Annotated in this window: 11 protein-coding genes; 4 read left to right on the top strand and 7 right to left on the bottom strand. The window is 52.8% G+C overall.

What is annotated here, in order from left to right; all coding sequences use genetic code 11:
* Nucleotide 1: 1 nt before the first annotated feature.
* Entirely contained in the window at nt 2-3772 is a 3771-nt protein-coding gene (locus CIK94_RS12715) for a DUF4922 domain-containing protein (RefSeq protein ID WP_094423301.1), read from the bottom strand.
* Between the two features lie 119 nt (nt 3773-3891).
* Nucleotides 3892-5718 carry an SLC13 family permease gene (locus tag CIK94_RS12720; RefSeq protein WP_094423253.1) on the bottom strand — a complete coding sequence of 609 codons (1827 nt, stop codon included), beginning with the start codon at nt 5716-5718 and terminating at the stop codon, nt 3892-3894.
* Between the two features lie 139 nt (nt 5719-5857).
* Here CIK94_RS12720 and CIK94_RS14200 point away from each other — a divergent pair, with 139 nt between their 5' ends.
* Nucleotides 5858-6298, top strand: a complete 441-nt coding sequence (locus CIK94_RS14200; protein WP_144008408.1) for a hypothetical protein — start codon at nt 5858-5860, stop codon at nt 6296-6298.
* On the opposite strand, the gene CIK94_RS12730 is transcribed toward CIK94_RS14200, so the two are convergent.
* Nucleotides 6275-7369, bottom strand: a complete 1095-nt coding sequence (locus tag CIK94_RS12730) for a hypothetical protein (protein WP_022310885.1) — start codon at nt 7367-7369, stop codon at nt 6275-6277. The two genes, CIK94_RS14200 and CIK94_RS12730, sit on opposite strands and share 24 nt — an antisense overlap.
* Nucleotides 7370-7620: 251 nt before the next feature.
* On the opposite strand from CIK94_RS12730, the gene CIK94_RS12735 reads away from it, so the two are divergent.
* On the top strand, nt 7621-9201 hold the full coding sequence (locus CIK94_RS12735; RefSeq protein WP_094423255.1) for a capsule assembly Wzi family protein: 1581 nt from the start codon (nt 7621-7623) through the stop codon (nt 9199-9201).
* Entirely contained in the window at nt 9198-9659 is a 462-nt protein-coding gene (locus tag CIK94_RS12740; protein WP_094423256.1) for a lipocalin-like domain-containing protein, read from the top strand. The genes CIK94_RS12735 and CIK94_RS12740 overlap by 4 nt, the downstream gene beginning before the upstream one ends.
* A 135-nt stretch (nt 9660-9794) precedes the next feature.
* Here CIK94_RS12740 and CIK94_RS12745 read toward each other — a convergent pair whose 3' ends face one another.
* The gene (locus tag CIK94_RS12745) at nt 9795-10886 is read right to left on the bottom strand and encodes a glycosyltransferase family 4 protein (RefSeq protein WP_094388623.1); all 1092 of its coding nucleotides are present in this window, start codon (nt 10884-10886) and stop codon (nt 9795-9797) included.
* 119 nt (nt 10887-11005) lie between these two features.
* Between CIK94_RS12745 and CIK94_RS12750 the strand changes: the two genes are divergently transcribed.
* A complete protein-coding gene (locus CIK94_RS12750) occupies nt 11006-11764 on the top strand; it encodes a glycosyltransferase family 2 protein (RefSeq protein ID WP_094388622.1) in 759 nt (252 codons plus the stop codon).
* An 8-nt stretch (nt 11765-11772) separates the two neighbouring features.
* Here CIK94_RS12750 and CIK94_RS12755 read toward each other — a convergent pair whose 3' ends face one another.
* From CIK94_RS12755 to CIK94_RS12765, 3 genes are read right to left on the bottom strand one after another with little or no spacing between them, the layout of a single operon-like run.
* Nucleotides 11773-12990, bottom strand: coding sequence for a glycosyltransferase (locus CIK94_RS12755; protein WP_094423257.1), 1218 nt, complete (start codon nt 12988-12990; stop codon nt 11773-11775).
* A gap of 1 nt (nt 12991) precedes the next feature.
* Nucleotides 12992-13879 (bottom strand): ATP-grasp fold amidoligase family protein, encoded by an 888-nt coding sequence (locus CIK94_RS12760; protein ID WP_158216581.1) that lies wholly within the window; start codon nt 13877-13879, stop codon nt 12992-12994.
* Nucleotides 13880-13883: 4 nt separating this feature from the next.
* On the bottom strand, nt 13884-14666 hold the full coding sequence (locus CIK94_RS12765) for a polysaccharide deacetylase family protein (RefSeq protein WP_094423259.1): 783 nt from the start codon (nt 14664-14666) through the stop codon (nt 13884-13886).
* Between the last annotated feature and the right edge of the window lie 5 nt (nt 14667-14671).

Below are 14671 nucleotides of genomic sequence, written 5' to 3' on the forward strand. Positions count from 1 at the left end.
TTTAGTATATCTTTTTGATTTCGGCACCACGATAGTAGTGGAGCAGTATCTTGTCATAACTGTAGCCCTGTTCGCTCATGACGGCGGCGCCTATCTGGCAGAGGCCGACGCCATGACCCCAGCCTGCGCCGAGGATGTCGAAGCGCTCGGGCACACCATCAATGTCGCCGTGGGGTTCAACCACAAAGGCCGAACTGTAGAGGTGGCTCTCGCTGAGCGTACGGCGTATCTCGAGTTCCTTGCCGATGATGTACTGGCGCTTGGTGCCCACGATGCGCAGACGCGAGATGCGTCCGCTGGCGCCACGCTCCAGAGGCTCGAGCGCCACGATGTCGCCCATATCCATCTTCAGACGGTTGGCTATGAGTGTCTTCAGCTCCTGTTGAGAGTAGCTCACGCGCCAGCGGTAGAAGTCTTTGGTCTCCTGGTCATAGTCGTTGAGCACTTGAGAGAGTATGGTGGCGTCGGTGGTGTTGCAGAATGCGTCTGGGCTTTGCCTTATCCATGCCTCGGCGTTGGCCTCTATGGTCAGGTCTGGCTCTACAGCGTCGGTCTCCACGCCCTCGGCATTGTCGCGCACCGCCATGAGATAAGGTTTGTCTATATCCTCCCAGCAGTAACGGTAGCGTTCGGTGATGCCGCCACAACACTTGGAGAAGCGGGCATCGCATATCTCGCCGTCGTGTTGCAGTATCTGTCCGCCGGTGGCAGCCACAGCCTGTCGGGCCTTGTCGCTGGTCTCGCGGGTGATGCCCTGGTAGCGCTGGCAGTGGTCGTCGGCACACACGTCAAAGATGGTGTGGTCTTCGCGGTCATACCAGCGGGTGAGTTCATCATCGGTCTTGGTGAAGGAGAAGAATCCCGAACCGCTCTTGCCGTCCATCTGCTGTCGCTTGTGCATCTGCGCGAGCAGCCAAGAGCGCGATATCACCGCGTGGGCTTTCAGCAGTTCGATATTGGATGTGGCGCTCATCTCGCTCGATATGACGCTCTCCAAGTAGCGTTCCACGGGCAGTTCGTTGATGGCACATATCTTGTCTTCCTCGACCACCAGTCTCAGCGTGCCGGCAAACACCTGCGTCTCGGTGCGCTCCCAGTGGAAGTTGACGCCGATGGTCACGTCGCTGAGGGCAAACGACGCATCCTCATGCTGTGGATGGAAGGTAAGTTGGCTGTACAGGTTGCCGTTCCAACTGATGCCGCCCTCGGCGAACTCCACTTCCTGTCGGCCCTCAATCTGCTGGCCCTTGGCCATATAAGGGCGGTTGAGGTCGAAGCAGATGCGCTTGGCGCTCACGATGCCTACCGACACCATGGGTTCGGCTGTGGCTTCGGGCTCGGCAGCTGCCTCGGCGGCGGCAGTGAGGCGGGCGGTGATGCGTCCGAATTGCTCAGCTCCGACACCACACTCGCGGAGGATGGCAGCTGCTCTGTCGGCGTCGATACGGTCAAAGTCTGTCTGGCGTGGGGTGATGATGAGGCCGGCCATGTCTATAGCTCCCGGGCTGACCAGATACTGGGCGTCGCCCTCGGCCGTGTAGCAGTCGGGACGATGCTTGGCGCGAGGAATGACGACAGTGACGTGGCTCTCGTCCTGCTGCCATGAGATGACGTTCATCATGGGCTCGCCGCTATCCTTGTGGAGAGGCATAGCCTTGTAGATACGGTCAAAGAGAGCCTTGTCGGCGGTGGCGTCGGTGCTGACGATGGCCAGCAGCGGCACCACATATCCGCCCACGGCATAGATATGGTTGTCGTTGTCGTATTCATACACCATCTCTCTGCTGTTGGCCAGCCGTGCCCAGTCGTTCTGCAGCGGCAGACGGCCAGAGCATACGGCTTGCAGATGAGCGTGGTCGGGGGCAGAAGCTCCACAGTGGGGGCCGTTGTAGAATACGGTGAGTTCGGGATAACGCTCTACCATGCGGAATATCTCGCCATAACACGTGCGTATGCGCTGCGGGTTGTGGCGGTTGAGGGGGATGGTAAAGTGGACGGGCAGAATGGGGAAGGGGTTGACCAGCAGCGTGAAGTCGTTGTCCAGGCGTTTGGCCATTTGCTCCTGCGGACGGTTGTCGGCGCAGAGGAAGCAGGGCCGATGGGCTATGCTGCGGGCATCGATACACGCACCGGTAGAGACCATGCGGGCAGGGTTGAACTGCACCTGCAGCAGCGTGTCGCCGCTACAGAGGTTGCGCTGCTCTACATTGTTGAGGTCGCGGAAGCGCTGGCGGGCGTCGCTCCAGAGCTCCAGCTGGCGGTCAATGAAGCGGTTGAGCTCGCGGCAGTTGCCCTCGGGCTGGCTGTTCAGCTGCTGGCGGGCTTCGAGCTCGATGGTGCGCAGCCGGTCTTTATAGAGATTGTTGGCATTCTGGCGTTCTATGCTGAGGGCGGCGTCTGAGTTGCCCTCCCAACGGCGGCAGAGATAGAGCTCGTCGTAGATGCGGCCTATGCGGTAGCGGCGGCTGATGGCCAGACCCATAGCATAGTCCTCGCCATAACTGGTGTTGGGGAAGCGTATCTCTCTGACCACTGGGGTGAAGAAGGCGCGAGGCGCCCCGAGCCCATTGATGCGCAGCGCATTGTTGGGTCCGTTGTGGTCTGTCCATTCCCGGTGGTCTATGATGCCCGGTGGCAGGGTGTTGAGGGCAAAGTCGCACATGCGGTAGGCGCCGATGACCATGGCGGCAGGTTGCTGGCGGAACTCGTCGACCACGCGCTGCAGCGTGGAGGGCGAGGCATAGAGGTCGTCGCTGTCCAACTGCACGGCGAAGCGGCCGCAGCGGCTGTCGTTGACGGCGGCGTTCCAGCATCCGCCGATGCCCAGGTCGTCGCGTTCGGGGATGAGGTGTATCAGTCTGTGGTCGCTGCGCGCCAGGTCATTCAGTATCTCGGTGGTGCCGTCGGTAGAGTGGTTGTCGACCACGATGACGTTGTAGTCAAACCGTGTCTGCTGGGCCAGAGCCGACCCCACGGCGTCGGCAATGGTGCGACAGCGGTTGTAGACGGGGATGACCACCGAGGCTTCGACGTCGAAGTCCTGCTCGTCCAGGTCTACAGGCTCGTAGCGATGGGTGTCTACTATCGCGCCCACAGCTTCGAGATGCCGGGTGGCTGCATCCTCCATCTCTATCTGGCGGTCGCGGTTGCGCGGGTCTACATAGTCAAACTGGCGCACACCGCTGGCGCGGCTGTCGGTCTGCTGCTGGGTGTAGAGATACTCGTTGAGGTGGGTGATGGCGGCTTGGCGCGAGATGTAGAGGCGCAGGTCGTACCACGCAGCCCATCGGTAGTCGGGGGCGGCGGGCTGCTGGGCCATATAGCCCTTGAGCAGCGCCGTGCTCACAAGCACAGCCGGTCCGAAGTCGAAGTCGTCGCGCAGCGCACCCTTCTGATAGTCTATCGCGGGGTGTGCCACCAGTTTGCCGTCGGCGGTGGCCATGCGGCTGTCGGCATAGACCATGCCCGCGCCGGTGTCGGCAGCCGTCTCCACCATGCGCTCTATGGCGTGGTCGCCCCATAGGATGGGCTGGGCCTTGAGCGTGAGCAGCACGTAGGGTGCCGTGGCACGGCGGGCTATCTCTGCCAGCGTGGCTGTCGACGTGAGCGACTCTGTTTCGATTACTTGTGCTTGGGGGTATGCCTGTGCTGTCTGCGGCTCTATCATCAGGGTGATGTCTCTTACCGAGACGCTCCGTGAGAGGGTCTCTATCGTCGCCTCGGCGTCGCCAGCCGAAGCAATGGCTACAAAACAGTCTATCTGGTTTCTCATCATTTCTGTTTCTTATATATTAACAATATGTAAAGGTCGTATTTTTCGCCGAATTAAGCAAATTTTCGCGGCTAAAAAATACGACCTCGGTCAATATTGTGGCTCTGATGAGCACAGCGTCAAGCAAAGGGGAAGAGCAGGGGCAGTATGAAGGTCATCACGATGCCTATGATAATCTGCAGAGGCAGACCCACCCACACGTAGTCCATGAAGGTGTAGCGGCCCGCCTTCATCACCAGCGCGTTGGGCGGTGTGGAGAACGGCGAGGCAAAGCACATGCTCGCGCCCAGCGTCACGGCAAACATGAAGGAGTAGGGGCTCACGCCGGTCTGGGTAGCGGCAGCCATGGCTATGGGTGCCATGAGCACCGCCGTGGCGGTATTGCTGATAAACATGGTCATGAGCGATGTGGTGAAGTAGATGCCTGCCAGCAGGGCGTAAGGCCCGATGGCGCCCAGGCTGCTCACCAGATTTTCTGACACGATACTCGACACGCCCGTCTTCTCCAGTGCTATCGACATGGGCATCATGGCGGCTATCAGGATGATGCTCTCCCAGTTGATGGTCTTGTAGGCGGCGTCGACGCTGCGGAAACAGCCCGAGAAGACCATGAGCAGTCCAGCCATGACCACGGCGATGACGGGGATCACGGGGATGAAGTCGAACACCATGACCAGTATCATCAGCAGCATGATGGCTGCCGCCACGGGTGCCTTGAAGTCGAGCGACACCTTCTCCATCTGCTTGTCGGGGCGTCCCAGCACCACCCAGTTCTCGTTCTCGTGGTTCATCTGCATAATCTTGTCCCACTGGCCTTGCACGAGCAGTATGTCGCCATTGCGCAGACGGTGGTCGCTCAGCTCTTCCTTGATATAGTTTTCGTCGCGGCGTATGCTGAGGATGTTTACCGAATAGTCTTCGCGCAGTCGGGAGTCGCGTATGCGCACTCCGGTGAGCCGCGAGGTGGGCAGAACGATGATTTCGGAGATGCCGATGTCGTAGAAGTCCAGTCGGGTGGTCTTCATCCTTATCAGGTGATAGTCGCTGGCAAACCGCTCCATGGCATCCTTGTCGCCATAGAGGTAGAGTATGTCGCCCTGGGCGATGACGGTGTCTGCCCACGCCATACTCTGGCGTATGTCCATGCCGAGAGCCTTCTTCTTCTCGTTGCGTATCTCGAGTATGGTGAGTCCATACCTGTTCTGCAGGTCGAGCTGCTGCACACACATGCCTGCGAGCCCATTGTTCTTGTAGCCCACACGCAACTTGTACAGGTTGTCGTGCAGCTGGTACTGCTCGGCGAGGTCGTTGAGCGTCTTGCCGGCAGTTCCCTTGTGGTGCTTGCCCTTCTTCTTGATGAGCAGCAGACTCATGGGCAGCAGCACGGCTATGCCCAAGGCTATCACTATCAGACCGATGGGGAGGAAGGTGAAGAATCCGAGCGGTGCGAAGCCATGCTCTTCGAGGGTCTCGCTGATTACGAGGTTGGGAGGCGTACCTATCAGGGTGAGCATGCCGCCGAGGCTGCCCGCAAAGGCCACCGGCATGAGCAGACGCGAAGAGCGTATGCCCGAACTGGCTGCCATGCTCATGATGATGGGCATCATGATGGCCACGGTGCCGGTGTTGCTCACAAAGGCGCCGATGAACGAGGTGGCGAGGACCACATAGATGAAGGCGCGCGTCTCGTTGCCCTTGGCCATGCGCGATATGCTGTTGCCTGCCGACTGGGCAAGACCCGTCTGCAGGATGGCGCCGCCCACGACGAAGAGGCCGGCCATCATAATGACTATGGGAGAAGAAAAACCGCTTAATGCTTCGCTGGTGTTAAGAACTCCGGTAGCGGTAAGTACCATCAGGGCCGACAGGGCTACGACATCGCCACGTACGCGTCCCCAGACAAACATGGCTATAGTTACAATCAGAACAATTATAGTTATGATCATGAATCAAACACAGATTAGTGGAATACAAATATACAATAATCCCGCCACAATCACGAACGCCGCTAAGGCGATGGCGTCTGATTTAATAAAACCTTAATAAGTTTTAGCAATTATTATTGTTTGGTTTGTGGTGATGGTCGTGACGGCAGCGAAGGTTGGCGTCGTCTCTTCTGCGTCTGTTTTCATCTCTCTGGTGACGGATATCATCTCGCTCATTTCGGATGTCATCTTTCCGGTAGCGAATTTCATCTCTTCCGAGTCGGATGTCATCTTTTCGGTGGTGAATGTCATCCCTTCTGCGTCGGATGTCATCTCGCTGGTGATGCCGTTAAAGATGATTTCAGGGTTTGAAACGGTGATTTCACGCTTGGATATTATTGTTGCAGACACTGAAATCACCATTTCATGCCTTGCAATTATCCTGAAGGGCCTCTCCACGAACTTGCGGATGGTCGGCGTGGGCACCAACAAAAACTCTCTCCCGCTGGGGCTGACATCGTGTGCCGTGTTGACCCCAGGGGAGAGAGTGGCTTATTTTACTAATAACGCTAAGTCATTATCTGTGGCCACCGCCGAATGAACCACCGCCAGAACGGCTGCTTGAAGAGTGGCTGCCGCCAAAGGAGCCTCCTGCACGACTGCTGCCGCCACCGCGGTTGCCACCGCCGAATGAGCTGCTGTTGCTGCTGCCGCCCGAGCGTCCGCCGAAGCTGCTGCCCGAAGAGCGAGAGGGCTGCGAGGTGGATGGAGAGAAAGTGCGGCTGGGCTGGCTATTGGCGCGTCCGCCGAACGAGGGCGAGTTGTAGTCGCTGGAGCGGCGCTCTACGGTGGTGCGGGTCGAGCTGCGCACGCCTCCGTCGGCTCGGCTGCCGAATGTACGGTTGCTGCCGCTCACGCCCGAAGACTGCCGGTTGGCTCGTCCGCCAAACGAAGAGCTGCTGCTGTTGCGGTTGTACATCGGGTCGCTCTGCTGCGAGGCACGGCTGCCAAACGAGCGGTTGCTGCTGGAAGCGCCGGCAGACTGCTGGTTGGCACGTCCGCCAAAGCTGCGGTTGGCATTCTCACGATTTATGTTGGAAGAATTGTTGTTGCGTCCGCCAAAGGAACGAGTGCCGTTGCCGAATTCGCCGCGGTCAAATCTGTCGCGCATACCGAAGCTCCTGCCGTTGTCACGGTTGATGTGTCCGGCAAAACTGCGTCCGCGATACCAGCTGCGGTTGCCGTTGTTGTGCCAGCTGTGTCCGCCGCGATATACGGTGACAAAGTGGGGACAACCGAAGTAGTAATAGTCACGGTGGGGGTAGCGGGCGTAGATGCCGAAGTGCCAGTAGTAACCGTCCCAGCTGAGCGGGCGGTAGAAGTAGTGGGCGGCGCAGAAAGCCCGGTACTGCCAGTCGAGGAGTATGTAACTCAGGTCCATATTGCGACGGGTCCAATAGACTCCGTAGAGGTCGTCATAAGTATTGATACCCATCAGATAGTCAAGGTTTATCTCGTAGGCAGCCTCATACTGAGCGTCGTTGAGATTGAGCTCGTAAGCCATCTTGTCTGTCAGGAACAGAGCCTGCTCGCGTGCCTGACTGTAACTCATTGCGCTGGCTGAAACGACCATTGTCATCATTGCCATCAGGGTGAATATATACTTTTTCATAATCGTAAGGATTTAGTTGTTTACTTTATCTGGTGCAAAGAAACAAAGAAAAAGCAAGGTGACAAAGGGTTTTTCCCTAAAGAGGGGGAGGAAAATCCCTACAATGCCGTATCGTTATCCCCGAGGTGGCTGCGGCTGGCGCAGGGATGACTGGAGCAGGGCGGGAGAGGAGATGGGCTTTTTTCGGGTTGGTTATAATAAATGTCGGGTCTGTGCGTTATATATATAATAAGGTGAAAAAATATCCACAGATGAAGATACTAAGACTTATAGTGGCGCTGATGCTGCCTGTGGCTGCCCATGCCCAGTATGTCTGGCAGGACGGCGCCGAGGCAGGTCGTCTTGACCTCTCTCGCGATGCCTCATGGCAGGTGGAGATGCAGGGCGGCTATGCCAAGGGCAAGACTCCGCTATGGCTCAATGCCAACCGTTATGGTCTGAGCACGCTGGACCGCGGCAATGGCTATCTGCGTGCCAGCGTGGTGCGCCCGTTGCAGGCAGACTCTGCCCGCCGCTGGGGTGTGGGCTATGGCCTTGACCTCGTGGGTGGTGTCAATTATGGCACCAACCCCATCGTGCAGCAGGCTTACGCCGAGGTGCGCTGGTTGCATGGTGTGCTCACCGTGGGCAGCAAAGAGTATGGCATGGAACTCAAGAACAACCGGCTCAGCAGTGGTTCGCAGACGCTGGGCATCAATGCGCGCCCCGTTCCTCAGGTGAGAGTGGCGCTGCCCGAGTATTGGACGCTGCCCTTCGGTGGTGGCTGGCTGCAGCTCAAGGGTCATATCGCCTATGGCATGATGACCGATGACAACTGGCAGCATGATTTCACTCATTGTAAGACCGACTATACCGACCATCTGCTCTATCACAGCAAGGCTGGTTATCTGCGTATAGGCAAGGACGAAGACCTCTATCCCCTGTCATTGGAACTGGGACTCGAGATGGGTGCCCAGTTTGGCGGTACTACCCACAAGCCCGAAGGGAGCGATGACATCAAACTAATCAAGGGCAAGACGGGACTGCGCTCGTTCTGGAATGCCTTTGTCCCTGGTGGTGGCGACGTGGGCGAGGGTGAGTATGCCAATGTCGAGGGCAACCAGCTGGGCAGCTGGCTCATGCGTATCAACTACAACGCCGATACCTGGCGGCTGGGGCTTTACGCCGACCACTTCTTTGAAGACCATTCGGGCATGTTCATGCTCGACTACGACGGCTATGGCGAGGGCGACGAGTATATGGTGAAGAAGGACCGCCGCTTCTATATGTATGACCTCAAGGACATCATGCTCGGTGCCGAACTCAATCTCAAGTACTGCAGCTGGCTCCATAATGTGGTGGTAGAGTATCTCTATACCAAGTATCAGAGTGGCCCTCTCTATCACGACCATACCATGAACATTCCCGACCATATCGCCGGCAACGACGACTACTACAACCACGGCACCTATCCCGGTTGGCAGCACTGGGGTCAGGTAATGGGCAATCCGCTCTATCGTTCGCCCATCTACAATGACAACGGGCGCATCCATGTAGCCAACAATAGGTTTATGGCTTTCCACCTGGGCGTCGATGGCAATGTGACGCGGACGATAGACTATCGTCTGCTCGCCACCTGGCAAGACGGACTGGGCACCTATGACCAGCCATACCTCAAGAAGCGCCACAACGTGAGTTTTCTCGTTGAGGCTGGTTGCCGGCTGAAGCACAACTGGCAGCTGCGTGGTGGCTACGCCATGGACTTCGGTTCGATACTGGGCCACAATGCTGGCGTGCAGTTTACCCTGAGCAAGGGCGGTCTGCTGGAAAAGAATACTAAGAAAAGAAGATGATGAGAAGACATATACTATCTATAATGATGGCAACAGCCCTGGCTATGGGTGTTGCCTCGTGTGAACTGGAGCGCGACCACAACGGCGCCCTCGCCGGCTATTGGCACCTGGAACGAGTAGATACGTTGCAGACGGGCGGCGTGAAGGATATGAGCAGAGACCGTGTGTTCTGGGCAGTGCAGGGCAAACTGCTCTATCTGCGCGATGCCGACCATCCCGACAGTTGCTACTTTATGCGTTTTGTCCACAGCGACGGCCATCTCACCCTTTCCCAGCCCTACTACTATGGCTGGCATCAAGATACGGAAGATGGCGGTGACCATCCCGTAACCGAAGCCCGTTGGCTTTCCCGCTTTGGCATCAATGCGCTGGAAGAGAAGTACAATGCCGAGCAGCTCACTGCCTCGCGCATGACGCTGGCGACGGACAGGCTAAGGCTGCATTTCAAGAAGTTCTGATACGTGGCTCTATTACAGCAAAGAGGCGACACACTCGTTAAGTACAGTGTGTCGCCTCTTTGCTTTTAATGTTGTCATGACCCCATGTGCGATAATGACTTGGACAGGCTCCCTGAGTATAAGCGTCGACAGATATTATTCCCTTTTGCTTATCCTGTAATTGAGTGCCAGATTATACGCCGTATAGAGTGTGATGTCTATCAATACCACTCCCGTGATGCCCATTAGGGGGAATAGCCATAGATTGAGCGGAATGTAGAACAGTGCCAGTGCCAGTATAGCACATAAAGCCTGGTGCATGGTGCATCCCGCGCGCATCAATTTGTGATGGATGTGGCTCTTGTCAGCCGAAAATAGGGGAGAATGATGATGCAGGCGGTGCAGGATAACTCTGACGACATCGAATACAGGGATAATAAGTAGTGTATAAGCCAACAGCAGACGATGGGCATCGACGGGCATGGCATGGCCATTGACCATCACAAACTTGATGACCAGGAAACTGAGCAGGAAGCCCAGGGTAAGGCTGCCGCTGTCGCCCATGAATATCTTGCGGTTTTTCTCGGCTTTGCCAAACAAGTTGAAATATAGATAGGGAATGAGTACTCCAGCCATGCCTGCTATGATGATGCAGTAGGAGTTGAGCCCCTGCTGGTCATAGCCATACAGGAGTCCTAACAGCGCAATAAGTGAAAGGCTGGCAGCCAGTCCGTCGATACCATCTATCAGATTGATGGCGTTGCTGATAAACACGATGACAAAGACCGTAAGCAGGGCGCCGATAAAAGCCGGTATCTCGTAGATGCCGCAGAAACCATGCAGATTGTTGATGGTAAGACCGGCAAGGGGCATCAAGGCGGCGGCGACAATCTGGGCGACAAACTTAATGCGGGCACTGAGGCCAAATAGGTCGTCGATGATGCCCACGACATAGATGATGAGCAGGCTGAAGAAGAAGATTATCGTCCACAGGTTGAGCGGTATGCGCTGCTCCAATGCAGGGTCGCTGTCCAAGGTGGATATAGCCACGAGGGCGGCTATCACCATGCTTGGAATGAAGGTAATTCCTCCAAGCCGGGGGATGAGGTTGTGGTGCAACTTGCGGCCGTTGGGAATGTCATAGAGCCCTTTAGCTTTGCAGAAGTTGAGAGTAAGCGGTATAAACAGGAAACCGCAGAGTATGCTGATAATAAATGTACCTATATCGAGTAGTCTATCAATAGCCATTTAATAGTCTTTTTATAAGAATAACCGCATAATGGCAACAATTATTGTGTAAACTCTAAAAAAAAGCAATAAAAAACAGATTATTGAGTTATCAATAAAATGAAGAGACAATAAAAACAATGAGAATAAGTATTGTCACTGTAGCATACAACAGTGCGAAAACTATACAGAAAACGATAACATCGGTATTGGAGCAAAGCTATAATGATATAGAATACATTATAGTTGATGGAGGTTCTACCGATATGACTCTCGATATTATCTCACATTACGAACCGCTTTTTGACGGCCGTATGAAGTGGAAATCTGAAGCAGACAAGGGTATCTATGATGCCATGAATAAAGGTATCAGCATGGCGACGGGTGATGTTGTCGGCTTTCTCAATTCGGACGATTACTACACGTCGTCAACTGTAGTTGAACGGATATGCGATGCTTTTGATTCTGAAAGCACTGATGCTGTCTATGGTGATATTCACTTCATACGCCGTTCTAATCCAGACAAGATAATACGCTATTATTCTTCAAGTAAGTTCAGCCCAGTCTGGTTGCGTTTCGGCTTTATGCCAGCCCATCCATCATTTTATCTTCGGCGAAAGAGGTATGAACAGGCTGGAGGATACAGTACGGATTATAGAATCGCCGCAGACTATGAAATGATGGTACGTCTTTTTCATAAATGGCATATTCGGGCAAAATATATCCCCGTAGATTGCGTCACAATGTGTACGGGAGGTGTAAGCACCCGTAATATTCATAGCAAGATAGTGCTATTGAACGAAGATGTAAGGGCTTGTCGTGAAAATGGAGTCTACACCAATATCTTTATGGTGTCCTTGAAGGTGTTGTATAAAATATTTGAATATCGCAGGTGGTGATTTCTCGCTTACTTGTGATGTGACAACAAACTGCAGTAGAGTTTGAAATAATCATGAAATTTCTGTTCGGAATTGAAATTATCTACGATGTGTTGTCTGCATAGTTCTCCGGGAACAGGATTGTGGCTATATAATCGGATACTATCCAGTGCTGCGGAGATGTCGCCTTGGTCAATGACCTTACCAATCTGTTGAGTCAGGGATTCTGAGCTGCCACCGGTGTCGTAGGTTATTACTGGCGTTCCACATGCCAAAGCCTCTAAGTTGGTGGTCGGGAAATTGTCTTCCCAGGTGAGGTTCATATATACATCGGCGATGGAATACAACTTACGCATATCGTCTACATTCTGAGTGCGCTTGATGCCGATGATACCAGTGGGCAACTGCTTGAGCATCTTATCCGTAAGTCCCACCAACACGATGGTGTATTCGTCATCGAGCATGTGTCTCAGCTGGATGAAGTCTTCAAATCCTTTGCGGAACCAGTTAGAGGCTACACCCAAAACAATTTTCTTATCGTGGGGAATGTTGTATTTAGTATATATACCGTCTGTATCTCTGTCTATGTAAAATGTATTGGTGTCAATGCCGTTGTGGATATGATACAAGGGCAGGTCTTTGAGAAAAGACTGCTTGACATCGTTTTGCAGCCATTGGCTTACTGCTATGAGCGTAAGGTTGGGAACAGAACAAAAATAATGTTTCTTCAAAAGATAGTTTCGTTTTGAGCGGTCTAAGATGATGCTTTTAGGATAAGTATCCTTCTGTGGGCAATGTTGGCATAGGGTTTTCCACTTGTCGCATCTGGCAAACATGTAATGTGCGCAATGTCCTGTATATGCCCAACAGTCGTGCAGTGTCCAGACTATGGGTTTGCCTGTTTTGGCCAAATAATCGAAAAGGATGGGATAATTGAGATAATAACCATGAATGTTGTGAAGATGGATAATGTCCGGATTGACAGTTTCTATATAGTCGATGAGCCGTCGAGTGGCTCCGCGTGACATCAGTCCATGGTTATCCATGATGCGTGAGGTAACCCCATGTATTTGTTCGTCGCGTATGCTGCCAATCTGATAGAGCTCTGACTGGCTTGGGTTATACCATCGTCCATAGGCGATGATGCTGCGCCATCCATTGGATAATGCTATCTTTCCTATTCCCTCAGCAATTTTGCCATGAGAGCCCCAGTTGGCTGTAATATTTATTTGTAAGAGTGTGGGCATATTAGAAGTTGGCTTGTGGTACAAATGTGGCTTTGGTTTTCCAATAATAATCTCCCATTTCGTCAAGCGATTCTTGTGACCAGGTATGGAATATGCAACCGGCAGGAGTGAGAGTCATCTCTCCAAAATAGATATGCTCTCCGGTATCATACAAATCTATACGCACCAGTTCAATGCCTTTTGCCAAATCAGAGGCAATACGAACCATTCTATCAAGATTCTTTGGTCTGGCGATAGTATACGAACATCCGTTCTTGTTATAGTTGGGCAGTGGCTTCCAATCCAAAGTAAGAGGCATGTAGTTAGCTTCTCCATCAATTCTGTCAAAGCAGACTAATACGCAGAATGGTTCCCCGTTAATACATATGAATTTGTAGTCTGTTAGGGAAGTTTGGTTGCTGTCGCCTATATATTCTTCACAGATGACCTTACGTGTAATCAGATTATAATGATTCTCTGAACAAGGATAACCTTTACGATTATAAAACCATTTATGCAATAGAGAAGACACTGTCTGATAACTAAGTGTGTCTTTGTGTTGACAAATGATGTTCATTCCTGCTCCATAATTCATCTTCAGAGCAAATGAATCGGGCAATTTGTCGAATTCAGTCTTCGTTATGGGTTTATCCCAAACTCCTAACAGATTGGGAAGAATGTCGGAATGTCCTCTCTCTCTTACGAATTCTCTTACAAGAAACTTGTCTGCCAATTTGTATAACTTCAAAGCGTTACCCTCTAATACATATTTTATCCATATCTCAGACAGGTCTTTAGGATGACTGAAGTGTGGAAGGCGATGGCGATTATGTAAATATGCAATGACAAAGAATAATCGGGGAGATATCTTTGAAATCAAATGATTGAGTCTGTCTTTGAGTTCTTTCATCTTTCTATCTTTTATTACAACTGAGGAAATAACGCACATGGCTGATAGGCCAGAATGGTTCGAAGTGGCGTCGATTGATTACCCTGCCTTCAAAAGAGAAATAATGCTTGTGGTCTGACTGCGAGAAAACATACTTGTAGCAGTTGCAGGCAATATCTATTGCCTGATTGTTGGCCTGTGACAGCTTGCCATAGGGAAACGCAAAGTATTCGCACTCGGTACCCAGCTGATTTTCGATGATATGTTTGCAATCGCATATCTGGTGATGCAGAATCTCGTGGTCTTCGCTGTTAATCATAAAGTGGTCCAAAGTATGGGCTCCGATGATATGCCCTCGCTGTGAGAGGTCTTTGATATGATGCCAACGCATGGGATTCTTGCCAGGAGTCATGACAATATTATCATTGAAGTTGCGTATATATTGCTCGTCACCATCTACATAGTTGGGATTGATGAAGAACATGGCGTTGGTGCCAAACTCTTCCAAGAGAGGTGCAAAGAGTGTATAGCATTCCATAAATCCATCATCAAATGTAAAGGCGACAACTGGCTTATCAGGATGCTCTCTGTTGACAATCATCTTGACGGCCTCTTCTATACGTACGAATCTGACTTGTCCAGACAGTTGGGTTAGCAACCGTCTGAAGGTGTCGGGTTCTATTTCTTTTTCAATGCGATGGGCATTGAGAATATGTATTCCTGGAGCAGGAGTGGCTATGCAGCCCAATGTGCTTAAAACACAAGAACGAAGCAGGCTTCTGGTATTTGCAGTTAATGATGAATTCATAGTCT

Origin of the sequence: Prevotella sp. P4-51, from assembly GCF_002251455.1 — a bacterium.
Lineage (GTDB): Bacteria > Bacteroidota > Bacteroidia > Bacteroidales > Bacteroidaceae > Prevotella.

Coding starts and splice junctions, on each gene's coding strand:
- CIK94_RS12740 (WP_094423256.1), top strand. CDS start 9,198: ATGATGAGAAGACATATACTATCTATAATGATGGCAACAGCCCTGGCT.
- CIK94_RS12750 (WP_094388622.1), top strand. CDS start 11,006: ATGAGAATAAGTATTGTCACTGTAGCATACAACAGTGCGAAAACTATA.
- CIK94_RS12765 (WP_094423259.1), bottom strand. CDS start 14,666: ATGAATTCATCATTAACTGCAAATACCAGAAGCCTGCTTCGTTCTTGT.
- CIK94_RS12720 (WP_094423253.1), bottom strand. CDS start 5,718: ATGATCATAACTATAATTGTTCTGATTGTAACTATAGCCATGTTTGTC.
- CIK94_RS12760 (WP_158216581.1), bottom strand. CDS start 13,879: ATGAAAGAACTCAAAGACAGACTCAATCATTTGATTTCAAAGATATCT.
- CIK94_RS12735 (WP_094423255.1), top strand. CDS start 7,621: ATGAAGATACTAAGACTTATAGTGGCGCTGATGCTGCCTGTGGCTGCC.
- CIK94_RS12755 (WP_094423257.1), bottom strand. CDS start 12,990: ATGCCCACACTCTTACAAATAAATATTACAGCCAACTGGGGCTCTCAT.
- CIK94_RS12715 (WP_094423301.1), bottom strand. CDS start 3,772: ATGAGAAACCAGATAGACTGTTTTGTAGCCATTGCTTCGGCTGGCGAC.
- CIK94_RS12730 (WP_022310885.1), bottom strand. CDS start 7,369: ATGAAAAAGTATATATTCACCCTGATGGCAATGATGACAATGGTCGTT.
- CIK94_RS12745 (WP_094388623.1), bottom strand. CDS start 10,886: ATGGCTATTGATAGACTACTCGATATAGGTACATTTATTATCAGCATA.